The sequence below is a fragment of the Thiomicrospira sp. S5 genome, from assembly GCF_003991075.1.
GTDB classification, from domain to species: Bacteria; Pseudomonadota; Gammaproteobacteria; order Thiomicrospirales; family Thiomicrospiraceae; genus Hydrogenovibrio; species Hydrogenovibrio thermophilus.
Window position 1 is genome coordinate 2473522 of the sequence record NZ_CP014470.1, and the last position, 25782, is coordinate 2499303.

Genomic DNA, 25782 nt, shown 5'->3' on the forward strand with positions numbered 1-25782 from the left:
AGCTTTCTTCATGATTAAGGCTAGTATTTACGGTTTTTGTTCAGGTATAATCAGGCTTAACGCATTTTTAGAGCAGGTATTGAATCGGTTTTTCAACCGATTTACAAACACTTAGAAAGACTAGTGAACCAGTTAAAAGCAAGCTTACATTTTATACTGTTACTGACACTGATTTTCTTGTTTGTCGTGCAGTTCGCCACCGCCTCCCAACCGGCGGAGAAGCAGCGACTCCCTCTTCCGCCGCTCACGGATACCGCTAACCTCACCGACAAAACGCCCGATAACGGCTGGCATAAACACCATGTCACCATTCAGAAAAACGGCAGCCTGTCGCAAGCACTCGACGCCCTCGGCATTCCGGCCGGCACCAGTTTTAAAATCGCTACCACCCAACACGGTGAATGGTTGACGCAATTGCGCGTCGGCGATGCCTTGGATATCTGGACCGACCAGCAGAACCAGTTGCAGAAAATCCTCTACCCGAAACACGATGCCACCCACTACCAGTTAATCCGCCAGGACAACGATGATTTTTTAATTCAAAAAATCGAACATCCGGTGGAAACCAAAGTGGAAACAGCCGCCGGCACCATCCAACATTCGTTTTACCTGAGCGGCACCGAAGCCGGACTCAGCGCCAAAACCATTATGAATCTGGCCGATATCTTTTCGTGGGAAATCGACTTCATTCGCCAGCTACGCCCAGGCGACCCGTTCAAAGTCATCTACGAAAAACATTTCATCAATGGACAATACATCGGTGACGGCGACATTCTCGCCGCCGAAGTCACCACCGCCGGTAACGAACGCCATACCGCCTTTTTATTACGAGACGCCAACGATGAAAAAGTGGGCTATTACGATGAAAACCGCCGAAATCTACGCAAAGCCTTCTTGCGCAACCCCGTGGATTATGTACGCATCACCTCCCGCTACAAACCCAAACGCTACCACCCTGTTTTGAAAAAATGGCGTGCTCACCGCGGTGTGGATTACGGCGGACCGATCGGCACCCCGATTCACGTCACCGGTGACGGCCAAATCGTCAAACGGGCTTGGAGCCGCAGTTATGGCCGCGTGATTTTCGTCAAGCATGCCGGAAAATACACCACTGTTTATGCCCACATGTCCAAATTCGGCAAATACAAAAAAGGCGACTGGGTACGTCAAGGCGATACCATCGGCTACATCGGTCAAACCGGCTTGGCTTCGGGCCCGCATTTGCACTATGAATTCCGCAAAAGCGGCCGTCACGTGGATCCATTGAAAGTCAAATTCCCGGACGCCGGCCCAGTACCGAAACAGTACCGCGCCCGTTTCGATCAATACGCCGGTTTGATGACGGCCCAGATGGACCGCCTCAACCCGCACACCCAGTTGGTGTCCAATTTTGAATAACGCCGGTGACCGTCCGGTGGATGGTCTCTACATCGGACTGATGTCCGGCACCAGTCTCGATGGCATCGATGCGGCCTTGGTCGAATTCTCAGACGGCAACATCGCCCTAAAAGGCTTTCTGACCTATCCTTACCCGCAAGCCTTACAACAAGCCTTAAATCAACTCAACGAACAACCGCAAGCCAGTTTAAAAAGCCTGTGCCAACTGGAACACGATGTGGCCATGCAGTTCACCCAAGCCACCCAAGCGCTACTGGAACAAACCGGCACAGCATCGAAAACCGTAACCGCCATCGGCAGCCACGGCCAAACTGTTTTCCATGCACCGGACATTCCGATGAGCTTGCAAATCGGCCACCCGGCCTTTATTGCCAAACACACTGCTGTGACCACCGTGGCCGATTTTCGCATCGACGACCTCGCCAACGGCGGCCAAGGTGCGCCGCTGGCCCCAGCGTTCCATCGCACACTGTTTGCGCACGCTGAACGTCTGGCGGTCATCAATATCGGCGGCATCGCCAATATCAGCTACCTGTCGCCAAGTGACACCCTTGGTTTCGACACCGGGCCAGGTAATGGTTTAATGGATGACATCTGCCGCCAGCATTTTGGATGCGACTACGATGCCAATGGGCAATTGGCGGCACAAACCGAACCGGACAACCGATTACTGGCGCAGCTTTTGACGGACGACTACTTTGCCCAACCGGCTCCCAAAACCACCGGAAAGGACTATTTCAACCAGGCCTGGTTGAATCGGCAATTGGCCTCTTTCAGTTCCGAACAACCAACCCCGAAAGCCCTGTTATCGACACTCAACCAACTCACCGTCGAGACACTGATTCAAGGGCTGAAAACCTTGCCCGAGCCCCCGACAGAAGTGCTGATTTGCGGCGGCGGTGCCGAAAACCAAACCTTACTGAACCGCTTGCAAAACAGCCTGAGCTATCCGGTTAAAACCACCGCCGATTATGGCATTCACCCCCATGCTATGGAAGCGATGATGTGCGCCTGGCTCGCTCAACAGCGCTTATTGAACCGCGCCATTCCGCTGGTCAGCATTACCGGCGCCAAACGCGATTCGATATTGGGCGGTATCTGGCACGCTTAACATCACATGCGTTGTTAAGTATAAATATCACCAGGCCTGGTGATTTTGACCAATAAAAAAGCCGCTCAATGAGCGGCTTTTTTAAACGGAAACACGTTTCGAATTACTCAGCGGCTTCCCGCGCATGGGATTCGCCGCGTTTTTCCATCGGCAAATAGCAGGAATTGCCGGCACCGGTGTAAATCTGTGTCGGACGGAAGATTTTGTTATTCTGCAGCTGCTCACGCCAGTGCGCCATCCAGCCAGCAGAACGCGCCACTGCAAAAATCGGCGTGAACAAACCGGCGTCAAAGCCCATTTCCTTGTACAGAATGCCGGAATAAAAATCGACGTTCGGGTAAACACCTTTATGGCTCAACAACTCTTCACAGACCTTTTCCACCTCCATCGCCGTGGCAAACGCCTGGCTCAGGGAACCCGCATCGTTCTTCTTCTGCAACAATTCGGAAGACAATTTTTGCAGAATCGTAGCCCGCGGGTCCTTGGTTTTGTATTCACGGTGCCCCATGCCCCAAATCACTTTCTTTTCCGCCAGACGCTTTTCAATGTAAGGACGCGCGTTTTCCGGCGAACCGATTTCATCCAGCATTTCGATGACTTTTTGATTGGCACCACCGTGCAACGGACCGGACAAAGACGCAATCGCCGAGGAAATAACCGAGCACGGATTCGCCAAGGTCGAACCGGTTACCATGGTGGTAAAGGTCGACGCATTGATGGTGTGCTCGGCGTGCAGAATCAAACAGGCATCCAACAGCCGCGCCCAATCCTTATCCGGCTCTTCGCCCGTCACCATGTACAGGAAGTTTTCCGCGTAGGTCAAATCCTTACGCGGCTCAATTGGATCGTAACCGTTGCGCATGTGCTCCCACATCGCGACCAGGGTGCCCATGTGGGAAATGATGTTCACCGTCACTTCATTGATATAAGCCTGGTTTTCCGTCCCGCCCTTCATGTACTCAGTACTGGGGTAAAAGCTGGCCAAACTGGCCACCGCGACTTGCAGCATGTGCATCGGATGCGTCGTAGCCGGCAGATTCTTCATAATCTCGCGCAGATTGTATTTCACGCGGCGGGCATTACGGAGCTGATTTTCGAAATCCGCCAATTCACCGGCCGTCGGCAGATTGCCAAACAGCAACAAAAGCGTGGTTTCCTCGAAGGAAGAGTATTCCGCCAGTTCCATGATGTTGTAACCACGGTAGGTCAGAATGCCCTTTTGACCGTCGATATAAGAAATTTCAGACTCTGTTGCAGGCACGCCTGCCAGACCAGGAATGTATTCCATAATTTACCCTAGAAAATGATTTCGGACACGACCACAAGCCGGGATGACCGGAGAATAATCGTGCCGTTAAATAAAGTGTTTATCGAATTTTAAACACTGAACGATGAACCGCAGCCACAGGTTGTGGTGGCATTCGGGTTCTCGATGACAAATCGTGCGCCTTGAAGATCTTCAAGGTAATCGATTTTCGCGCCGACAAGGTACTGAAAACTCATCGGGTCAATCATTAATTTGACGCCCTCTTTCTCAACCACCGTGTCGTCTTCCGCTTGAGATTCGTCAAACGTAAAACCGTACTGGAAACCGGAGCAACCGCCGCCGGTGATGTAAACTCGTAATTTCAAATCCGGGTTGCCTTCATCCTCAATCAGGCCACTGACTTTTGACGCAGCCGCTTCGGTGAAGTTAACCGGGGTAGGCATTTCAGACATGATCGCCTCCTACTTTATCGCAAAGTTTAATTGTAACAAAAGCCCGCGGCATCGTCAGTAAATCATCGCCACCGCGAAGGGCCGGATTCAAGGCATCAATGCTACCTGTTGCAATCCGCTGGTTTCCGGTAAATGACACAGCACATTCATATTCTGAACCGCTTGCCCGGCCGCACCTTTCACCAGATTGTCGATCACGGAAGACACCACCACTTTATTACCGCCTTCCGGACGATACACCGCCAAACGGCACATATTGGAGCCTTTCACCATCCGTGTTTCCGGCAAACTCCCCGCCGGCATCACATCCACAAAAGGCTCATCGGCGTAAGCCGCTTCCAACACCGATTGCAGTTCGGCTTGAGACACGTCTTGCGTCAAGGTCATGTAAATACTGGACTCCATCCCGCGCACCATCGGCACCAGATGCGGTACAAAGGTCAAATCCACCGGGGCGCCGGCTTGCTGATGTAATTTTTCCAACATTTCCGGCAAGTGACGATGCCCGGCCGCGCCATAAGCCTTAAAGCTTTCGCTCATTTCCGCCCCCAGCATGGCGACGTTCGCTCCCCGCCCGGCACCACTGACGCCGGACTTACCATCGGCAATAATGCCGTCCAGCTTGACCAAACCGGCTTTCAAAAACGGAACGGCACCCAGCAAAATACTGGTCGGATAGCAACCTGGGTTGGCAATTACCTTGGCTTGCTGAATATCGGCCCGGAACAGCTCCGGCAAACCGTAGGCCACTTGCGGCATCACATCCGGACAGGCATGTTCCATGCCATACCATTTTGACCAGGCCTGCATGTCTTCAATCCGGAAGTCCGCCGCCAAATCGATGATTTTCACACCGGCCGCCATCAACTCCTTGGCCATACTCATTGCCACGCCGTGCGGGGTGGCGAAGAACACGACATCACAACCTTTCAAAACTTCCGGCGACGGCTCGGAAAACGCCAAATCATAGTGACCGCGCAGATTCGGAAACAACTCCGCTACCGGCATGCCCGCTTCGCTTCGCGAGGTGATCGCCACCACCTCCGCATTCGGGTGACTGGCCAGCAAGCGCAATAATTCCACCCCGGTATACCCGGTTCCACCAACGATTCCTATTTTGACTGTTGCGTTTTCCATGTTTCAACCATTCGGCACAGATGCCGGTTTATTTTGTTACAAAGTGATTAGATTAATATTTTAGCATTTTCGCTTTCAAAGCATAACGCCCTTTCAAACAAAACCCCAGGCCTGGCCAATTCTTCAAAAACCCAAGCCAAATGGCAGGCACAAAAAAGCCCGCACAAAGCGGGCTCTTAAATTTTTTTGGTGAAAACTCGGGGGATTCGACGCGCCTAAACGACTTATCGATGCGCCCCCAATAAAAAAGGCCAGCATAAGCTGACCTTTGAGAATGAGCTGAAATGATTTTTCAGCCTAGGCGGTACAAAATTTTAGATGAGAACAAGACGGATTTGAAACCAGCGCACCGTGGACATTTAAGTCCATGAGCACTGGAAGTTCAAACCCAACGCGGTTATCGCTGAAATTTGAACGCCCTAGGCGAAAAATTACATCATGCCGCCCATGCCTCCCATTCCGGCCGCTGCCGCCGCCGCATCGGCTGCACCACCGTCTTTCGCAGGCAGATCGGCAATCGCCGCACCGGTCGTCAAGACCAAACCAGCTACGGAAGCGGCGTTTTGCAAGGCCGAACGCGTGACTTTCGCCGGATCGATGATACCGGCTTCCAGCATATCGACATAGGTTTCAGAAGCGGCATCGAAGCCCATGTTTCCGTCGGATTCCATTACTTTATTGACGATAACGGAACCTTCCAGACCACAGTTGGCCGCGATTTGACGCATTGGTTCTTCCATAGCACGCAAAGCGATTTCGATACCGACTTGTTGCTCGTCGTTATCACCTTTCACTTTCACTTTAGAACGGGCGCGAACCAAGGCCACACCACCACCGGCTACGATCCCTTCTTGAACCGCGGCACGAGTCGCGTGAAGCGCATCGTCAACACGATCTTTCTTCTCTTTCATTTCGACTTCAGTCGCGGCACCTAGCTTGATCACCGCAACACCGCCGGACAATTTCGCCAAACGTTCTTGCAGCTTCTCTTTATCGTAATCGGATGTGGTGTTTTCCACTTGAGAGCGGATTTGCGCACAACGTGCATCGATGTCTTCTTTTGAACCGGCACCGTCGATCAACTTCGTGCTGTCTTTACCAACGACCGCAGACTTGGTTTCACCCAACATGTCCAAAGTCACGTTGTCTAAGGTCAAACCGACTTCTTCGGAAATCACGGTACCACCGGTCAAGACCGCCATATCCTGAAGCATGGCTTTACGACGCTCACCGAAGCCAGGCGCTTTGATGGCCGTGGCTTTCACGATACCGCGCATGTTGTTGATAACCAATGTCGCCAAGGCTTCACCATCAACGTCTTCCGCAATGATCAATAATGGACGACCGGCTTTGGAAACCGCTTCCAAGGTAGGCAACAAATCACGGATGTTGGAGATTTTTTTGTCGTGTAGCAGGATGTATGGGTTTTCCAGCTCCGCAACCATTTTTTCCTGATTGGTCACAAAGTAAGGTGATAGGTAACCGCGATCGAATTCCATCCCCTCAACCACAACCAGTTCGTCGTGCAATGAAGAACCTTCTTCAACGGTGATCACACCTTCGGTCGATACTTTTTCCATGGCATCGGCGATCATCTTACCAACCGACGCATCGGAGTTGGCCGAGATAGTTCCAACCTGTGCAATCGAATCGGTTGTCGTACACGGTACGGACATTTTTTGAATTTCTTCAACAACCGCTTCCACTGCTTTGTGGATACCACGGTTCAAATCCATCGGGTTCATACCGGCCGCAACCGATTTCATCCCTTCACGAACGATGGACTGTGCCAAAACGGTCGCCGTGGTGGTACCATCACCGGCCACGTCGTTGGTTTGAGAAGAAACTTCCTTCACCATTTGCGCACCCATGTTCATGAACTTGTCTTCCAATTCGATTTCACGTGCAACGGAGACACCATCTTTGGTGACGGTTGGGGCACCGAATGATTTTTCAAGAACCACGTTACGGCCTTTTGGCCCCAAGGTTACTTTAACCGCATCCGCCAGGACATTGATCCCTTCTACCATTTTTTCGCGGGCGTCTAGGCCCAATCTTACGTCTTTTGCCATCTTTCAAATCCTTCTATTAAAACGTTTCAATAATGCTTAAATTACTCAACGATTGCGATGATGTCGTCTTCACGCATCACTTTCAAAGCTTGCCCGTCTTCGTCTTTCACTTCCTGACCGGAATATTGACCGAACATCACTTTGTCGCCAACCTTGACCGTCATCGCGATAATGGAACCATTATCGGCGGCCTTACCAGGCCCAACAGCGACCACTTCGCCCATGTTTTCTTTTTCTTGAGCGGAACCAGGTAGCAGAATGCCACCGGCCGTTTCTTTTTGCTCTTCAACTTGACGAACGACCACACGGTCATGCAACGGTTTAATTTTCATAGGATTCTCCTAAACATTTGATAAATGAGGGTACTAGATTACTAAGTTTTCAATAATTAGCACTCTACCATATAGAGTGCTAATTATTTTATAAATCGGTTTGTCACTGTCAAGCCTTATGGGGGCAGTTATTTTTTTTTCAAGGAATGGAGCGGAAAATTTCCGTAAAAAACAAAAAACGCCCAGGCCTGGGCGTTTTTATGAGAAGAGATATTTCGACCGAATGTGAATGGCGGCTTAATCCACTAGGACCAGATTATCGCAATGAATTAAAAACTCGCCTTCCGAATAGCCAAGCAAATCGGTAATGTCCGATGATGGATGACCGATGATTTTCTCGGCCTCATGATAAGGATAATTGACCAACCCCCGCGCCACTTCCTGGTTTTTTTCATTGACGCAAATCACCATCTCACCGCGCTGAAATTCGCCGTCGATCGCTTTGACACCGATCGGCAACAAGCTTCGGCCGGAAGATTGCAACGCTTTTACCGCGCCGTCGTCCAACACCAACTGCCCTTTGGCCTGAAGATGCCCGGCCAACCAGCGCTTACGTGCGGTTAAAGGCTCCAAATCCGGAATCAACAAGGTGCCAAGATTCTCTCCGGCCTGCAACCGCGGCAAAATATTCTCTTCCCGACCCGACGCAATAAACGTCGCCGTCCCCGAACGCGCCGCGCGTTTCGCCGCCATCACTTTGGTGTACATACCACCTTTTCCGAGACTTCCGCCTTCCGGACTGGCCATGGCTTCGATATCTTTACGGCTGACTTCCGCTTCCGAAATCAGCGTAGCGTGTGGATTGGTGCGCGGATTATCGTTATACAATCCGTTTTGGTCGGTCAGAATCACCAACACATCTGCCGACACCAGGTTCGCGGTCAGAGCGGCCAAGGTATCGTTATCGCCAAAACGAATCTCATCGGTCACGACAGTATCGTTTTCGTTGATAATCGGCACCACATGGTGCTCCAACAGAGTTTGAATGGTATTGGAGGCATTGAGGTAACGGGCACGATTCGACAGGTCATCGTGCGTCATCAGAATCTGCGCGGTGCGGATACCATTTTTCGCAAACTCGGATTCATAAGCCTGCACCAACCCCATCTGCCCGACTGCGGCGGCGGCCTGCAACTCATTGATTTCGGACGGCCGCTTGGTCCAACCCAAACGCTGCATCCCTTCCGCAACCGCACCGGAAGACACAATCACCAGCTCGATACCCTGCTCTTTCAGCTGCACCATCTGCGACACCCAATTCGCCAACGCGGCCTGATTCAGGCCTTTACCGTCGTTGGTCAGCAAAGCGCTGCCGATTTTCACCACCCAGCGGCGCGATTTTGTGTGAATGTTTGAACGTGTGACCATTTTCTATGACTCTTCGTCGCCTTCTTCCAAGGCTTTCAAACGATTTTGCTCCAACCCGTAGGCAATCTCTTTCATCAACGCTTCGGTGCCGGTTCGATTCACGGCCGAAATCGCATACACCGGTCCTTGCCACCCCAGCTGCTCGATAATATCGTTGCACAGTTCGCTGGCGTCTTCTTCGGGTAGCAGATCGGTTTTATTCAGCACCAACCAACGCTCTTTTCCAGCCAAAGCCTCACTGTACTTTTCCAGCTCTTTTTCGATGACGCGCACCGATTCAACCGGATCGGAATCGTCAATCGGGGCGATATCGACCACATGCAACAACAAACCGGTTCGCGACAGATGCTTCAAGAACTGCACACCCAACCCCGCGCCTTCCGATGCGCCTTCAATCAGCCCCGGGATATCGGCAATGACAAAACTGGATTCCGGCGAGACCCGCACCACCCCCAAATTCGGGTAAAGCGTGGTAAACGGATAATTCGCGACCTTCGGACGTGCGGCGGAGACGGCGGTAATCAGACTGGACTTACCCGCATTCGGCAACCCCAGCAAACCGACATCCGCCAACACCGACAACTCCAGCCCAAGGTTACGCTCATCACCCGGTTCACCCGGGGTACATTGACGTGGCGTACGGTTGGTACTGCTTTTGAAATGCACATTCCCTAGACCGTGGCGGCCACCCTTGGCTACCAGCAACACCTGATCGTGCTCAACCAGGTCGCCAATCACTTCTTGCGTATCCAAGTCGCGCACGATGGTGCCGACCGGGACCGGAATAATCAGGTCTTCCCCGGCTCGACCGGTCTTTTGCTGCCCCATTCCGGCCTGGCCGTTCTGGGCTTTATAGTCCCGGGTATAACGGAAATCAATCAAGGTGTTGATGTTGCGATCGGCAATCAAGTAAATACTGCCGCCATCTCCGCCGTCACCACCGTTCGGCCCGCCGAACGGAATGTATTTTTCACGCCGAAAACTGGCCACGCCGTTTCCACCGCGACCGGCCACTACCCGAATATTGGCTTCATCAACAAATTGCATGATTTGAAATCCTAATGTGTCTGTCCTAAGGCGCACCGAGCGAGATAATGCTGTTTATTTTAGCCCAGCCAATCACCTTAACCTAGAAATAAAAAAGCCCCGACTCGCGGGGCTTTCTGTCAACAATTTTGGCAGACTGGAATCAGTCGGCTTTAATTGTTACGTAAGTACGTTGAGGCTTACCTTTGGTAACGAAAGCAACTTCACCCGTCGCTTTTGCAAACAAAGTGTCATCCTTGCCGCGACCAACATTATCACCGGCGTGGAACTTAGTACCACGTTGACGAACGATAATGCTTCCCGCTAGAACTTGCTCACCACCAAAACGCTTAACGCCTAGTCGCTGAGCATTAGAGTCGCGACCGTTTTTAGTACTACCTGCAGCCTTTTTATGAGCCATGGTGACATCTCCTGTTAATCTGTCTGCTCCCTACTCAGAAACAACTCAGATTGTATTAATCTAATTCAAAACTGACTGAATCAGTCCGAAATTACGCTGAAATTCCTGTGATTTCAACTTCCGTATAATTTTGACGATGGCCTTGCTTAGAACGTGATCTGTTCTTACGACGACGGAACTTGATGATTGTCACTTTCTTACCACGACCGTTTGCTGTAACGGTTGCCGCAACTTTGGCACCTTCAACAAGAGGCGCACCTACTTTAACGTCTGCACCTTCACCAACCATCATGACCTGATCGAATTCTACTTTATCCCCTTCGTTTGCATTTAGGGATTCAACACGTAGAACCTGACCTTCACGAACACGATATTGCTTACCACCGGTTTTAATTACCGCATACATTCTTGGAAACTCCCGGTTTCAAATATTCATTTATTCTGTTATTCACGCCGTCAGTAACGGCAAAGGCGGGATTATATAACCTTTTATATTAGAGGTCAAACCCCATATCGGAAATAATTTATAAAATAATTTCAAACACTTTTTAAATATCCCGGCTGACCTACGGATTACCGAAAAAACCGATTTATAACTTTGCTTCCCGTCCGTTTCATACTAAACTTTGCCTCTCTGAGACTAACAAGTAACACATACAACAAAATACATGACGCTTTCTGAAATCCGACAACTTATCCAGTCCGACATCCAGGCCACCGACCAATTGATTCTGTCTCGCCTGGCTTCCGATGTCGTGCTTATCAACCAAATTGGCCATTACATCGTCAACAGTGGCGGAAAGCGTTTAAGACCGTTATTGGTATTATTGTCCGCTCGCGCCTGCGACTACGACGGCCAAGATCACTTGACCTTGGCCGCCGTCATCGAATTCATTCACACTTCCACGCTACTGCACGACGACGTGGTGGACGAATCCGAAACCCGTCGCGGCAACAAGACCGCCAATGAAGTCTGGGGCAATGCCGCCAGCGTATTGGTGGGGGATTTTCTTTATTCACGCTCGTTCGAAATGATGGTGGAACCCGGTCTGATGCGTGTCATGGAAATCATGTCGGAAACCACCAACGTCATCGCCGAAGGTGAGGTATTGCAACTGCTGAACTGCCACGACGCCGACACCACCACTGAACGCTATATGGAAGTCATCCACCGCAAAACGGCCAAACTCTTTGAAGCCGCCACCCTGCTCGGGCCGGTTCTGGCGAACAAACCGAATCTGGAAGAAGGTTTTGCCGCTTACGGGCGCCACTTGGGAGCCGCTTTCCAATTAATCGATGATGCACTGGATTACATGGCGGATGCCGATGAACTGGGGAAGAACCTGGGGGACGATTTAGCCGAAGGCAAGCCGACCTTACCGTTGATTTACATTCTGGAAAACGGTTCCGAGGATGAAAAAGCGCTGGTTCGCCGCGCCATCGAAACCGACGGCATTGCGTTGCTTCAGGAAGTCACCGACATTATTCAAAATTCCGGCGCTTTAGCATTTACTCAAAGCGTAGCGCAATCCGAAGCGGACAAAGCCAAAGCGGCTTTGGAAGACTTGGCGGATTCACCGCTAAAAACCGCTTTATTGTCACTGGCCGACTTAGCCGTTAACCGCAACCACTGAATTACTGACGCAAACGCGACGGCATTTTATGCTTATTGTTGCTGCCAAAATGTTTGTCTAGGGTGCGCTGCAATTCGTGGTGCTCGCGCTCGGCTTCTTCCGCGGCTATCGCTTCTTCCAGTTCCTTGCGTTCAATATCCACAAAGCGTTTATACAAATCCAGATTATCGATTTTGGTTTTATCCCAATCGATTCGGCGTAACAGCCAGTTAACGAAAAATCGAATCACGTGACACTCGTCTTTACTAGCGTACAGCAATTCCGGCTTTGGCCGGAAGCCATGCAAACGCTCCACCAGAATCAACTGCTGATCGACATCCGGGCTCAACCGCAAGAACCCCTGCTGACTCTCATCAAAGCTGGTACTGTAATAGATACGCACCACTTTATTGATACTGAACATCGCCTTCGTCAAAATGGTCGATTCCCGCTTGCCATTCACACCGACGGTGTAAATGAAAATATTCTGAGTCATAATCGAGCGCGCAAACCGCTCCACCTCGTCGAACGGCACGGTTTTTTTCAAGTCTTTCTCCAGAAGGTGAACCTGGCGCAACTCTTCCGACTTACGCTCCAACTTCTTAAAGAAATATCTTAACGCTGGGCTAATTTCCATTTTATTCATCCTAGACACCTCTATAGAAGGTATCGGCCAATCCAGCAAAGCATTAAACAAAAAAACACCATCATTCTGCAGAAACAAAAAAGGGCCTAAAAAGGCCCTTTTATAACAACCGGTTAGACAAGCATCACCCCATTAAAATGGTTAAAAGTACCTAATTCATAATATGTTATTGATAAAAATAAATTTAATTATAGTTAGTTAATTATTTTGTAAAATTTTCTATATAAATTTTATGAAAATTAACTTTTTAGTGAGAGTCGTCACACATCAATTAATACTTATACTCAGATTAATCGTCATCAACCTGCTTGTAAAATACAAGTTCCCTAAAAGAAAGAAAACCGTCGCTTTCAATAAGCACGGATTGACTCTAGCTCAATTGCTAGAGTTTTCGATGCATTGTAAATTAAGAAAATTCTCAATATACATATGCAGCAAAATACAAATGCAATCTGTAACAAATTTCATCGATTTTTTGCCGAACATGAATGATCGAAAAAAGATAATACTTTGAAAAGGGAATCTATATACAGCCTGCTTCTAGTTATAGGTTACTCTAGAGCCCCGGCGCATTATAAGGAATAATTATTAGATGACCTAAGTTCGCCCCTTAAGCCTTGGTCCGTCAATTTCATTGAACAAGTTGCGTAGCTTGATCTTTACGAAATGATTCTCACGGATTGGAGTTGAATCAATTATTTACTAATCAATTTGAACTGTCAACTGTTTAAATAAACACAAACTAAAAACATGCATGATGAAATAAATTTAGACATTTTCATCACTGACGAATTTTTGAGAGTTCGACAAGATGCCTCACCTTAAAGAGGTTAATCGCTAAGCAAAAACAATCACAAGGAAGAGCTCTTCTCACAAGACACCATAAATGAAAAAACCGCCGATTGGCGGTTTTTCCGTCCCATGCGGAAGTCAATTTAATGACCCCACTAGGGGAGAGTTGTAGACACAATTTTACAGTTTTTTCTTAATCTTACAAGCCCACATAAATCATACCTTACCCAATCTGGAATCAAAGGCTATTCCGTAAACAATCTTAGTTTCTGATAAAAAGCACCTTTTTACGGTAATTAGCACCTTCTTTATCAAGAACAAGATTGTTTTTTAACTTATTTAGGTACCTTTCCTAGCTTTTAGCCATTCTATTTCACCAAAACTGCTCTACAAATTATGATATTCGCTGCAGTGGACATAACAGGGTAAATCAATAAAAAGCAGATACTAAGAAGATTTAAAATCAAACCTGAAGAATTTAAAATCTTGACAAAAGGCACTATAGAATTCTAATTTTATAGTTAATTTCTTGAAAGAAGGGTTTAAAAAGAAGGTCATTTTTAAACAAAATATCTACCTATCAAAAAAACCTCTTAAGATGTCAACAACGAACCTCGCCGATAACCTACAACCAACACCATGAAAGCTATCGTCCTTATTTTTATCTCCTAAATCAACTACAGATTTAGCCCCAAAGTACTTCGGCGAACACATGGACTGCTCCGCAGCTCTATAAAACGCGCTCATTTCCATTTCTATACCAGCCACTTTTCTATGAAACCCTTGTATTTCTTCAACTCTATCTTGATCAGCAAGAACATATGGGCCTGATGCAATAGGTGCTAACTTAGCTCCAGAGTTTTTAAGCTCTGTAACAAACAAATCTCTTTTCATACTTTTTAGCACTTGGCCTTTTTCAATTTCTTGGCGCAAAAACGTTACCAAGTCAGTTGCAATCATCGATTGATACGGCTCTGGCTTAAAAGAATCTTCTGTCATTTTACCAGCCGAATAGTCCCACACATAATTACCTACAACTACATCTAACATGTTAACTTCATCTTTTACTCCAGCGCAGATGCCACTCATTGCTACAATTTCAGGCTGAAAATAATCCATTGCCTTTGCCGCAACAATTCCCATTGAAACCAGTCCCATTTGCGGCGGAACTATACATAACCCATACTTACCATCGATAGTAACCTTTTGACAATCCAAGCCTTTTATTTGTGCTAAGCCCCCCAACTCACAATCAGCGTCTGCATAGGCATTCCTTTCCTCTTGGAGAGCACAAAATAATAAAAAATCATATTTAGTCTTATTAACAATTTTAGAAAACTTTTTTTCTAAAGCCCTTTTCCATTCGTCAGAATCTTCCGAGAAGTGAACAACGGAAACATCATGGCGTGAGAACTTAATCGTACTCTCAAGTTCTGATGTGTCATATTGAGTTATCGCTATTGCTTCAACAACATAATTCTTACTGTTTGAAAACTCTCCAACCAAATCGGATGAAACATCAATTGCCTCAGCACCATCACTGGCAGTATTAGGTAAATAAAAATCAAAAATAATCAAATCATATTGTGTTGAGTGTATGGCTCTTCTAGCTTCGACTAGATTACATTTTCGATCAATACATGGATTATCAATTGACTCATTTTGCTTAATAAAATCCGCTATCTTTTCTGCTTTCTTATCATCATCTTCTACCAACAGTATATTCATGTTATTTACTCAAAAACTCTTTTATAATTACTTCCCAGTCAGATGAATCATTATCGTAGAGCGCAACTGTTAGATTCTTAATACCATATCGCTCGACAATGATTTCTTTGGCATCCGCTACACTATAATATTCATCATTAATTTCTATATCTTCATATTGAGTCAAAATGGCTATGGGAATAGAATACTTTCCAATCCTACGTAAAGTAAGAATCACTTCCATTCCGCCTTTTGGCAAGGGCAAGCCACTACCTTCACCTTTCTTTTGAGGATGACTAGGTAAAGACATATCTAAAATAATTTTATCGGGGTTATTCTTTTTAATAAATAAAACAGCTTCTCGTGCATTACCAAAGAAATCAATAAAACTTGATGGTTTTTCGTTTCTTATTAATTTTTCAATGCGTGTATATTTGAAGCAATCGTCTTCCACCACTAGTATATTCATGAAACATAGCTCACATAAAAATCAAATGATGCCGAAATAGTCCTGTTTGACTGATCAAAACCATACTCCACGTTCCCAATATCACCTGCTTTTTCAAGCAACTTCAATTTTTTTATGCCCGAACCACTTTCAACTATATGAGCGTCTTGGAACTCCGAATCATCAGAGGAGGCCATTTTAGATTCAATTTCACCTTTGGCTTTAGCTAAGTCTGCATCACTATCAACTTCCGAGACAATAGTTATTTTTATACACTGCCCTTCCCTGTTTTCATCGGTAACAAGTTGGATGGTTCCACCCCTTTTTCCATTTTCTGCTGCATTACTAATCAATATAAATAAAGCATCATAAACCACAAAAGAATCCACACCATTTAAATAATATAGATTTCCTTTTAAAACTATAGTTGGATTAAAACCAACAACCGACTCCTTCACTTCCTCAATTACAGCATTAAACAGTAAGTCAGTTTTTACTGAAAGAGTTGCATAAGAAGGTTTATTAAACCACGATGAGATTGTTCTAAACTTGTCTGCGGTTATAGAGTTAACTTCTTGTTTAAAGTCATAAGAAAGCTTTCTAGTCTCCCCATTGAAGGACTTTAAGTCATAACAAAAATGTCCGTTTCTGGATTTTTGCTCATCTAAAAATGATTTAATTTTTGTTAGGTCTTCTTCAATAAAGCGCCAACAAAAATCCAAAATTAAATACGGAATATTCGTTACATTTTCATTGTTGTAGTATGCTGTGCAAACTTCTCTATACATATTATTTGCGCTCGTAAGCTTAGAGTGAGTATCTAGTCCAGGAAAGATTAATCCATTCTTATGAGCTTTATCATTTATATGCAAATATTCCTTTTTTAATCGGTTAAGCATACCTTCATATTCACCAAGCCAATCATAAAACTTTATTTCAAAATCTCTACATTTAAATAATTCCAAATATTTTGGATTATCAGCAATATCTTTAACTTCCTTCAGAGCTGTGCCTTTAAATGTACCATGTCGAATTCTTCGCCCCAAGTATGAAGAAACACCAAAAAGTTTGTTTTCACAAAATTCATTGTAACTTCTAAGCAGATGATACCCAATCTGCTCAACATGATTTAAAGAGGTACCTACAGCACTCCAATCAACTTTATTAAAACTTGCCAAAATTTTTGCACTATCAGCTTTTTCTAAAATCAGAATAATTTCATCTAAAACATTGTCTGTAACCCATTGAGTAAATTTAAACGGGTCCGCATAAATCCTTGAGTCATCGATGGTATCTCTGTGTTTGCTAATTTGTAATTCAACTCTTAAGTTACGAGCTCGTTCTATTGAAAGATCATCTCCAGTTTCATTTCCATACCACTCCAAAATATTTATTCTAGTCTCTGTCGCTTTAATCGGTTTTTCAGTTAGCTCAAATAAAGTACTGATAAAATTTTGATCACAAACTTGAATTAAATGCTCTGATACTGAAGGCGAAATAGCGTATAAACGCTGAATTAAACCTAACAGATCTTCACCTTTTGTCTCAGCAATCTCTTCAATTGTTGAGCGCAAATCGTGTTCGGATATATCATTTTTATCAGAGATTACAGAAAGGCAAGAAGACACTAATCTCAGCTCATCAGATATAGCATTACTAGTGATTTTAATAAGATATGATTGCGGACAAATCAACCCTATATTTTTTGTAAATGACATTAACCTGACAAACTCATACTCTTGACCAGTTATATCGCCATTCAACTTATTGAGCACATACACTAAAGCGGTTGAATTCTCCAAGAGGCAACAACCTTTAGAGTTAAACTTTTTAATGTTCGCTGTACTATTCTCAACGAAACTCAAATCTTTTAAATTTTCTATTTCTTTAAAATAACCATTAAGCAATGCAGACTCAAAAGAACCTATTTCAGAAAACTTATTCTGATTTTTATTATATAGAGCACAATGAACGGTTCTATACTCAAAACATTCATCCAATTCCATTAACAAAAACGACTCTTTGAAAAAGTTAGGAATCTCGTTATGCGTGCTTAGAATGGTGAAATCGCTAACCCTTATTCCTGAGAGCTTCAGATAAGCTTCAATTAAGCTTGAATCAAGCTGAACGGAATAATCATCAAACATCGTAGGAATTGATTGAAATACCCTCACCGCATAAAAAAAACTGTCCAACAATGACAGTTCATAGTAGCCACTGACCGTTTTTTCAAATATATTTCTAGTTTTTGGAACAGGATAAATAAAGCTTTTTGCAACCATACTCGTTGAATATTCACTTACATGGTCTGTAATTCGCTGATGAATATTTAAGTATTCTGTTCTAGGGTTTATTAACTCCCTTATGGCATTTTCAAGGTAGCTAATATTACCAATCTCTGTCTTAGTTAGAATCTCATCAACCTGGGAAGCTTTAGACTTATTCTCTTTATCATCAATATTGTTTTTGATAAAAAATAGTACTTTTACCAGCGTGAGAGATAAATATTTTTTTTCAATTAATGAGTCCACTAATTTAATCGCATTACTCATATCTTCTCGCTGTATTAATACAAACAAGGCTCGATATTCGTCTAATGCTTTCAACAGTTCTTTTTTATTGTGGTTAATACCTCTTAATATCATCTCTACAGGGAAATATACCCCTTTGTTTACAGCCTCGGTCTGCCTTAAAAATCGATTCGAAAAATCTCTATAAATCCCATTATCTTGGAACAAGTCACTGCTTCTCAAAACACTCACTGAACTAATGAAATCAGATGATGAAGAAAACTTTCTTAACTTCGATAAAGTTTTATTGACTTTATATTTATCATTTTCTCCAATCAATCCTCTTAATAGATTTCTTGTTTTACTTGATTTAATTTTAGAAAAAGAACTACCTAAAGTGATCACGAAATTATTTCCAGTTGAGATACTTAAAATTTAATAAATAAAATTTTTAGAATGTAATACCCAATTTTTAGAATGTTTTTCTGAAAATTTAATACTCAACTTTTTATTATTGAGTTTTTTATCTATCAATGATGGGCAAAGGTTCATTAAGACTTTGTGTTGTTAGTCCGTACTTATAAGTATTGTACTGCCAAACTACAAATTGCTCTAACAAAGCTGTATTTTTTTGCCTGACTACTACAATTTTAACTCAAAAGTGCTTAATCAATCCTAGGTTACGGATACTACTCATATCCGAACTCACGAAAATTGGTTGTACCTAGCGGTAGAAATTGACCTGTTTTCTTGACGAATCACTGGCTGGTCGATACAACCCAAAATAACCAAGGTAACCAAATACACCAGTCATAACTGGAGCCATTTTTTAAAGCCCCATAATTTAGAAGCCAGCATGGCCAGAGGCGGTTGTCACGACAATGCGGTGGTAGAAAATTCCTTCCCAACTATTGAATCGAGAACGTATCAAGCGAAAGATATACACAAACCAGAATGAAGCACGCCAAGACATTTTTGATTACATCGAAATGTTTTACGACATCATTCTTCTAACAATCAACTTTTACCGGTTGAATACGAGAAGCAGTAAAGAATGAGGTTAAAAAGTTTCTAGGCTTTTAGTGGCTATTCAAACCACCACTACGAATTTACTCATAAAAAATAACTAGACTGCAATTTCTGACAAAAACACTTATAATCATTAACTAAGTCAGATCACATACGGACTTTGGAACAGCAAAGGTGACTGCCCCACCATCACAGGATGGTCCTTGGACGAGCCGGGATATCTAAGAGGAAATGCGTGAAGAACAAAAGCCCTAAATACTAGGGCTTTTTTTCATTCAAATGTGTACATAAACAAACCTCAACATTAATAACGAAAGCAACTCTACAATATATACTCCGTAACGAAAACCCCGGGGGTATTTGCTCAATATATATTTTTTAACAGCTAAGGACATAGCTCTTTGCCAAAACATTCAGAGCTTCACTATCAGATAAGCCGTTTAAAATAGAGTCTTCGTTACCTTGGCTCACATTTATCTCCATCAACTCAATCAGTCCTTTCCCTATCAATTTCTGGCATAGGTTCATTCAGATTTTGCTCTGTTAAGCCGTACTTATACGCGTTGTATTGCCATCTAACAAACTGCTCCAACAATGCTGCATTTTTTTGCTTGAGCATGTCATTTTCTGCTCGAAGATGAGCAATACGTTCTGCAGCCACACTCAGATTGCTGGGCTTTGGCTTATCCTGACCACGCTGCCTAATTCCTGTTTTCCTGGACTTAAAAGCATCTCGAATATCTTGGTTTGCATAGAGTGTCTGACGTGTCGGTCTGAAGCCAATTAACGGCTCAATCGTATCCAGAACGGCATTCCAAGTGAGCTTATCATCACCCCAGCCAAGAATATGGTTAACAACCGCTTCAATATCCCTTTTTGATAAGTGCTTAGCCAAGGCCACCTCCTAGCCGTACTTTTGCTTGCTCAGCTAGTTTCTGCTGGTCTTGTTTTAACCTGTTTTCACCATGTTTGTTTCGCAACACTCGATTCGTTTGTGAAAAAGATTTGTCGTTAGCAAGCTTAATCAACGAGCCGTCAGATACGTTAGGGTCTTCAAGAATTTCAACCAATTGCCTCAAGTGGGTAAGGGTGTGAAGATGATACTCATACCAGCGATCTGCACCGGCTAAACCTTTTTGGATAGCCCTTTCAGAAGCTTTAAACTGCTCTTCAACTTCCGCCAGCTGAGCTTTTATTCGGCGCAGCTTCTCTTCCTCACCCTTAACGCATACCTGCTCGGCGCAGTTCAAGCAATCACGGTACTTATCACAAGGCGAGATAGTATAGTCATGGACGCAGAAACCATACTCGGTGACATGCGCTGTGCCTTTTTCCAGGGTATTGAACTCTTGAATTGTGACAGGGATATGCTTTTTAGCTTCACCAACAGGGCCAAATAATGATTTGGATGGGTCGAACTGCTCGGCACGTACAACCATTTCAAATTCACTCATTTGGTTATAAACACGGTTTTGTTTTGCGTCAGCACGCCCTGCCCATTTAGCTAACTCGTCCTGTGCCATACCACCGCGTTCGGCTATGGTAGATAAGAGGTGGCGCATTTGATGCGATGTCGCTTTTAACCTATTACCTTGAGCATCTTTATAGCCATAGCGATCAAAAATGCTTTTATGCACATCTTTGTTTAATGAGGCCCTTGGAGACAAGTCGTTATTGAACACATTGTTAGTCGGAGCCCAAAGAATAACCGGCGAATTTCCTCTTTGATCATGGAGTAGATTTCTCGTCATACAAAAAAGAGCATTGCTGTACTTAATGTCTTGTTCTTTCGACAGCCACGAAAAACCCTCCGGTTGTCGCAGCATCACATAATCATTCCAAAGCTCACTTAAGCTATAGCTGAAATCATATATTTTCAACTTCATTCCCGATAATGAGGTTTGGGCGGAATTCTTATCTCTAGCAACAAACCCTAAAGCCATTGCTGCTTCAATTGCTGTTAATTTTGTATTTGAATTAACTTTTGGGCATCCCCTGTGCGGATAGAAACTTCGAGGGTTACCTTCAATCCATTTAGCTAAATAACGTGCGGGTTCTGTTAATGATTTTATTCTTGCAATCGACTCTTTGGCTATCGGTACCATTACTTTTGGTATCCACTTAATATCACCACCAAAGCCCTTTCCAGAATAAAAACGCCACCCATACTGAATATCACCCTGGCCATCCTTTTCTTCCACTTCGCAGTCCACAGGTAAAAGCAAGATTTCTGCTATTCGTGATGGAGCACACATAAGCATCGCAAACACTGATGATGTAAAAATATCTCTAGGGTTATCAGGGTTGGATGCAAATATCTCCGCCATCGCTTCAAGCACATCCGAGGATGGAAGTTTCTTTTCTCGGTCTGATTTAGCTTTCTGGCCCGTGTTGACTCGATCATTGGCTCGCTTTATCGGGTTTTTCCATGAATCCAACTTTTCTGGAACTAGGTTTTTGTCACTGACAAACTTAGCTAGTCGTTCAATTTCCCGGCCAGCATGATAGGCGGCCGTTTTTTCATAAGACTGCCGAGCAACCACCGCAGCTTCACCTAACACTGAAATCGAAATCTTAGAAATATCTGCCGAACCATTGAGCTTTAAAAGTGCTTGTTCTATAGTTCTTAACGCTCGCATTTCATTTTTGGCTACTGTTGGTTTATGACCTTGTTGATAACGAAAGTAGGCTTTAGCAAACCCTATAAACTCTGGCGCCAACAAATCAGAATCAGGATTTACGCTCCTAGACTTAACCCCGACCTTGGTGAAATTAGCCGCTTTAGGCCATTTCCAATCATCCCAATGCAAATCCGCACCGAAAACAGTTAACTGATTCTTGCACAAGCTTATAAACTGCTTTAAATTCCGTGCCGCATCAAGTTCTTTTTTGGGCGTAAAGTGAAGTATTTCAGCCATGATTCATTGCCTCTCTGCGCTCATTACAGAGCGCGACTACTTCAGTTACTGCAATGATTGCTCTATCATTAGCAGCGGCAATGGCAAGGTCATTTGTTTGTTGATAAACTCTTTCACGCTCTTCAATTAACTCTTGCAAAACCTTTTCATGAGGGGCTTCCAACCAAGGCTGAAAGTGATTGCATGTATAGCAAGGTATTGGCACTCTGGAACCACAAAAATCATAACTACCACATGTTCCCACATTCTCATGCGGATTTAACCTTATACGACTAGAGGAGTCTTTTCCTCTTCGAGCTTCACCCTCGTCATCAACGATGATGCCCCTAAATGCATTAGCATAAGGGACAAGCAGGTGACCGACTTTATCATTTATTCTTCGTGCATATTCAGGGACATTTTCCACATAAACTTGAGCGTTCTGCGTGTCAGTATGGTCAAGCAGCTCAGCAATAATAAGTGTTCCATAACCTTCTCTAGCCGCACGGGTTCCCACCGAATATCTAAAGCGCTGTGCATTGATATTTATAAGCCTACCTGTTCTTTCTGACATAACCTCGGCTTTTTGAACAACGGCTTCCGCAGCTTTGGAAAACTCAGCTCGTTCACAATGCAAAACATCCAAGGCTAAATCATTAACGAGTTGATTGGCCTCACTGCATTTCTTTAAGGGTTTGTAATCCGGAAAAACAGGGAGTTCCAGAATCACTTTGTCACCCATCTTCCCAAACTTATCTTCAAACTTTGAAATAACATTTGAACGCTGCAAATCAAGAATGCGCCATAAATCTTCGGTAACTTGCATTTGCTTAAATGACTCTCTAAAACCAACGCCACGCTGTTTTGCTCTCGGGATATTTAATACATAAGCGAAGCCTTGGTTTTTGTTACTTCCATGCATAATATCTTTCAGTTTCATGTGAGAAAGCTGAATAGGGCGCCGACCGGTCGCACTTAGCAAACGAACCATTGCAAACTGATCAATTGTTATATTATTTTCTTCGTACAAACTTGCCGCTGCTTCATTAATGTTTTGCAGCTCTATATCTGTTAGTGGACCTTGCTCAGGGTCTAACCGTTTAACTACATCGCCTTTAACATTTCCTTTTAAACGCCATGAATCCAGCAAATCCACAACCTCATCAGAAACTCCTTCATACCCGAGTTCATGCCATTTTTTGAGGAAGCCTGCGAGAGAACCTAAAATATATTCTCTTTCACGCCCCAGCAGATGCCTAAAATTAATTAGTGCATTGGTATCAATATTATTTTGTGAACTCTCTTTTAGAAAAGATGTAAAGTGTGTATGCATATTGACACAATGAGAAGATGAATAGTTTTTCGCATAAAATTGCATTACACATTTAAAAGATTCAAAAACATCATTGCTGCCTAATAAAGATCTTATTTTTTCAAAACCTACCGAACGGTTCTTATCTAAATGCCACACAGTATCATCAAATAAAATCTTATAACCTGGTTTAGAAGTAAATTCATTTTCTCCAGAATCACTCGCTGAAAGCTTTCTCAACTTATTTTCCATCTACTTTTCAATTCCTGTTTGTAGTTTAAGAAATGCTTCGTTAGCTTTATTTTTGATGCAACGCTGATTGTAATGCGCCGCAGTACCTGAACCTTGCTTCCAGCCCATTAACCATGAACGAAGCTGCTCTTGCTGAACCTCATCAGGCGATTCATCCATAGAATCCATTAACTGTGAAAAGCGTTCATTCCATTTGTGGCGCAATGCATGACCAGTGAAATCAATGAGTTTAGGCGACAAAGCCTTAACAGTGGTCATCACCTTGTTATAGGTCGCTTTTGAAACAGGTTGCCCAGATGTTGGACCCGGCTTATGAACAACGAACAAGTATTCGTGTTTTCTTGCTGACATCTCTTTTCTACGATAATTCATCACGTAGTTATGAATCTCGGCTGCAAGACTCTCTTTAAGCGGAATTCTCCTGTCCATTGTCTTAACTAAAGGCTGATCGACCCTCGGATCTGATTTCTCATCCGCACGTCTTGCAATCACTATTTGGTTATTAGAGAAGTCAACGTCCTTAACCTTTATTGAAAGCAGCTCACCCATCCTTATTCCCAGATAATGCAACATCAAAAACATTAGTCGATTACGTACCTTCGTTGACTTACCCTCAAAAGGATTTAAATCCGATTCCGGACGAAAAACCTCAAACAACAAATCCACTTGCTCATCAGACAACCCTTTTTCAACCAATGACTGATTACGACCTTTTTTTACCGGTCGCCGTGAACGAATTTTTTTAACTAAAGCGCCCAGTTTTTTCTGATCCACAGCACCACTAACGCTCAACAAAGTCCCTAACCATTCTAAATACTTTGCTATCACCGAAAGCCTTCTGTAAACCGTTTCGTTAGCAACCCTTGGCTTTCTCGCCTTGGCTAGACTTGTTACTTTATTTGCAGCAACTTTGCTTGAAAGGTTGAACTGACAGTAATCGGCTAATGCATCAACCTCATTCAATTTTAAAAAAACGCCTGACCTAAGCCTTTCAACCAAATCAATCTCATGCTCATCACAAAATTTCAGCAAAACAGATATTGATGACAAAGCACTTTCCATGGAAGCGAAAGACAAGGAGGCGTTTCTCACTTGAGTTGTTACAAATAAATTTGGATAAAACAAGGGCACGCTTGAGTTAGCATCAACCAAAAGGCAATAACGCTCACCATTATCCATCACAAAGCTTTGAATTGAAATCTTCAAGCCACCACCATTAACATTTTTTAACGTAATACTTACAATAATAACTTAAAAAAATACCTAACATAATATTTGTTAGGCACTTTAACTTTAAATAATATTTAACAACAACTTAACCGGCTAAACTTTACAATAGCTTAACAGGTAAAGGTCAGAACGGCACATCATCATCGTCAAAGTCATTGGCGGTATAAGCCGGAACCTGTTGCGCCGGAGCCGGATTATTTGGCTGCTGACCACCACCAAAACCCTGTTGAGGCGTCTGTTGCCCGTAGCTCGGCTGTGCGGCTTGCTGTTGCGGTGCACCCCCCATTGGGTTACCGCCCATGGCATTCGGTTGTGTCATCTGTGGCGCGCCTTGTGCACCGAAGCCGTTATCGTAAGGGGCATCCGACTGACGGCTCCCGCCGCCCAACATCTGCATTTGCCCGTTAAAGTCGATGACAACTTCCGTGGAGTAACGATCTTGCCCGGTATTTTGGTCCTGCCATTTACGCGTTTGCAATTTGCCTTCCAAATACACTTGTGAGCCTTTGGTCAGATATTGCCCGGCAATTTCCGCCAATTTACCGAAAATCACCACACGGTGCCATTCGGTTTTTTCCTGTTTCTGACCGGACGCCTTATCCGTCCATTGCTCGGAAGTGGCGACATTCAGGTTGGCAATCGCATTACCGTTTGCAGCGTATTTCACCTCAGGGTCACGCCCCAGGGTACCAACCAAAATGACTTTATTTACTCCACGCGCCATACTTTACTCCAAAAAATTCTTTCATCCTTTAATCGGGA

The 25782-nt window shown here is 44.4% G+C and carries 21 protein-coding genes and 1 pseudogene; 4 read left to right on the forward strand and 18 right to left on the reverse strand.

What is annotated here, in order from left to right:
- The first annotated feature begins 123 nt into the window (after nt 1–123).
- Entirely contained in the window at nt 124–1398 is a 1275-nt protein-coding gene (locus AYJ59_RS11475) for a M23 family metallopeptidase (protein ID WP_237260330.1), read from the forward strand.
- Nucleotides 1391–2509: an anhydro-N-acetylmuramic acid kinase gene (locus AYJ59_RS11480; protein ID WP_237260331.1), complete on the forward strand. Its 1119-nt coding sequence runs from the start codon at nt 1391–1393 to the stop codon at nt 2507–2509. The genes AYJ59_RS11475 and AYJ59_RS11480 overlap by 8 nt, the downstream gene beginning before the upstream one ends.
- Nucleotides 2510–2612: 103 nt before the next feature.
- On the opposite strand, the gene AYJ59_RS11485 is transcribed toward AYJ59_RS11480, so the two are convergent.
- The 9 genes from AYJ59_RS11485 to rplU form a co-directional block, all read right to left on the reverse strand.
- A complete protein-coding gene (locus AYJ59_RS11485; RefSeq protein ID WP_038151844.1) occupies nt 2613–3797 on the reverse strand; it encodes a citrate synthase in 1185 nt (394 codons plus the stop codon).
- Between the two features lie 89 nt (nt 3798–3886).
- Nucleotides 3887–4228, reverse strand: coding sequence for an iron-sulfur cluster insertion protein ErpA (gene erpA, locus AYJ59_RS11490; RefSeq protein ID WP_029939616.1), 342 nt, complete (start codon nt 4226–4228; stop codon nt 3887–3889).
- 87 nt (nt 4229–4315) lie between these two features.
- Nucleotides 4316–5365, reverse strand: a complete 1050-nt coding sequence (gene argC, locus AYJ59_RS11495) for an N-acetyl-gamma-glutamyl-phosphate reductase (protein ID WP_127120163.1) — start codon at nt 5363–5365, stop codon at nt 4316–4318.
- A 431-nt stretch (nt 5366–5796) separates the two neighbouring features.
- A complete protein-coding gene (groL, locus tag AYJ59_RS11500) occupies nt 5797–7437 on the reverse strand; it encodes a chaperonin GroEL (protein ID WP_127120164.1) in 1641 nt (546 codons plus the stop codon).
- A gap of 41 nt (nt 7438–7478) precedes the next feature.
- Nucleotides 7479–7769 carry a co-chaperone GroES gene (locus AYJ59_RS11505; protein WP_029939613.1) on the reverse strand — a complete coding sequence of 97 codons (291 nt, stop codon included), beginning with the start codon at nt 7767–7769 and terminating at the stop codon, nt 7479–7481.
- A 237-nt stretch (nt 7770–8006) separates the two neighbouring features.
- Nucleotides 8007–9137, reverse strand: a complete 1131-nt coding sequence (proB, locus tag AYJ59_RS11510; protein WP_029939612.1) for a glutamate 5-kinase — start codon at nt 9135–9137, stop codon at nt 8007–8009.
- A 3-nt stretch (nt 9138–9140) separates the two neighbouring features.
- Nucleotides 9141–10184 carry an Obg family GTPase CgtA gene (cgtA, locus tag AYJ59_RS11515; RefSeq protein ID WP_029939611.1) on the reverse strand — a complete coding sequence of 348 codons (1044 nt, stop codon included), beginning with the start codon at nt 10182–10184 and terminating at the stop codon, nt 9141–9143.
- Nucleotides 10185–10326: 142 nt separating this feature from the next.
- A complete protein-coding gene (gene rpmA / locus AYJ59_RS11520; protein WP_029939610.1) occupies nt 10327–10584 on the reverse strand; it encodes a 50S ribosomal protein L27 in 258 nt (85 codons plus the stop codon).
- 91 nt (nt 10585–10675) lie between these two features.
- Nucleotides 10676–10990, reverse strand: a complete 315-nt coding sequence (rplU, locus tag AYJ59_RS11525; protein WP_029939609.1) for a 50S ribosomal protein L21 — start codon at nt 10988–10990, stop codon at nt 10676–10678.
- 262 nt (nt 10991–11252) lie between these two features.
- Between rplU and ispB the strand changes: the two genes are divergently transcribed.
- The gene (gene ispB / locus AYJ59_RS11530; RefSeq protein WP_127120165.1) at nt 11253–12218 is read left to right on the forward strand and encodes an octaprenyl diphosphate synthase; all 966 of its coding nucleotides are present in this window, start codon (nt 11253–11255) and stop codon (nt 12216–12218) included.
- A gap of 1 nt (nt 12219) precedes the next feature.
- Here the strand turns inward: ispB and AYJ59_RS11535 are convergent, their stop codons facing one another.
- The 4 genes from AYJ59_RS11535 to AYJ59_RS11550 form a co-directional block, all read right to left on the reverse strand.
- A complete protein-coding gene (locus tag AYJ59_RS11535) occupies nt 12220–12834 on the reverse strand; it encodes a hypothetical protein (RefSeq protein ID WP_225972372.1) in 615 nt (204 codons plus the stop codon).
- 1374 nt (nt 12835–14208) lie between these two features.
- On the reverse strand, nt 14209–15363 hold the full coding sequence (locus AYJ59_RS11540; protein WP_127120166.1) for a phosphorylase family protein: 1155 nt from the start codon (nt 15361–15363) through the stop codon (nt 14209–14211).
- Nucleotide 15364: 1 nt separating this feature from the next.
- A complete protein-coding gene (locus AYJ59_RS11545) occupies nt 15365–15811 on the reverse strand; it encodes a response regulator (protein ID WP_127120167.1) in 447 nt (148 codons plus the stop codon).
- On the reverse strand, nt 15808–18705 hold the full coding sequence (locus AYJ59_RS11550) for a hypothetical protein (RefSeq protein WP_127120168.1): 2898 nt from the start codon (nt 18703–18705) through the stop codon (nt 15808–15810). The genes AYJ59_RS11545 and AYJ59_RS11550 overlap by 4 nt, the downstream gene beginning before the upstream one ends.
- Nucleotides 18706–18979: 274 nt before the next feature.
- Here AYJ59_RS11550 and AYJ59_RS13095 point away from each other — a divergent pair.
- Nucleotides 18980–19351 (forward strand): annotated as a pseudogene (locus AYJ59_RS13095) (IS3 family transposase); the annotation flags it as partial.
- Between the two features lie 465 nt (nt 19352–19816).
- Here AYJ59_RS13095 and AYJ59_RS11555 read toward each other — a convergent pair.
- From AYJ59_RS11555 to ssb, 5 genes are all read right to left on the reverse strand, one after another.
- Nucleotides 19817–20230, reverse strand: coding sequence for a hypothetical protein (locus AYJ59_RS11555; protein ID WP_237260332.1), 414 nt, complete (start codon nt 20228–20230; stop codon nt 19817–19819).
- Complete coding sequence (locus AYJ59_RS11560) at nt 20217–22247, reverse strand: integrase (RefSeq protein WP_127120170.1); 2031 nt, start codon at nt 22245–22247, stop codon at nt 20217–20219. Before AYJ59_RS11560 ends, AYJ59_RS11555 begins: the two co-directional genes overlap by 14 nt.
- Complete coding sequence (locus AYJ59_RS11565) at nt 22240–23790, reverse strand: site-specific integrase (RefSeq protein WP_127120171.1); 1551 nt, start codon at nt 23788–23790, stop codon at nt 22240–22242. Before AYJ59_RS11565 ends, AYJ59_RS11560 begins: the two co-directional genes overlap by 8 nt.
- The gene (locus tag AYJ59_RS11570) at nt 23791–24996 is read right to left on the reverse strand and encodes a tyrosine-type recombinase/integrase (protein WP_206197879.1); all 1206 of its coding nucleotides are present in this window, start codon (nt 24994–24996) and stop codon (nt 23791–23793) included.
- A 148-nt stretch (nt 24997–25144) separates the two neighbouring features.
- Complete coding sequence (gene ssb / locus AYJ59_RS11575; RefSeq protein WP_127120172.1) at nt 25145–25744, reverse strand: single-stranded DNA-binding protein; 600 nt, start codon at nt 25742–25744, stop codon at nt 25145–25147.
- Between the last annotated feature and the right edge of the window lie 38 nt (nt 25745–25782).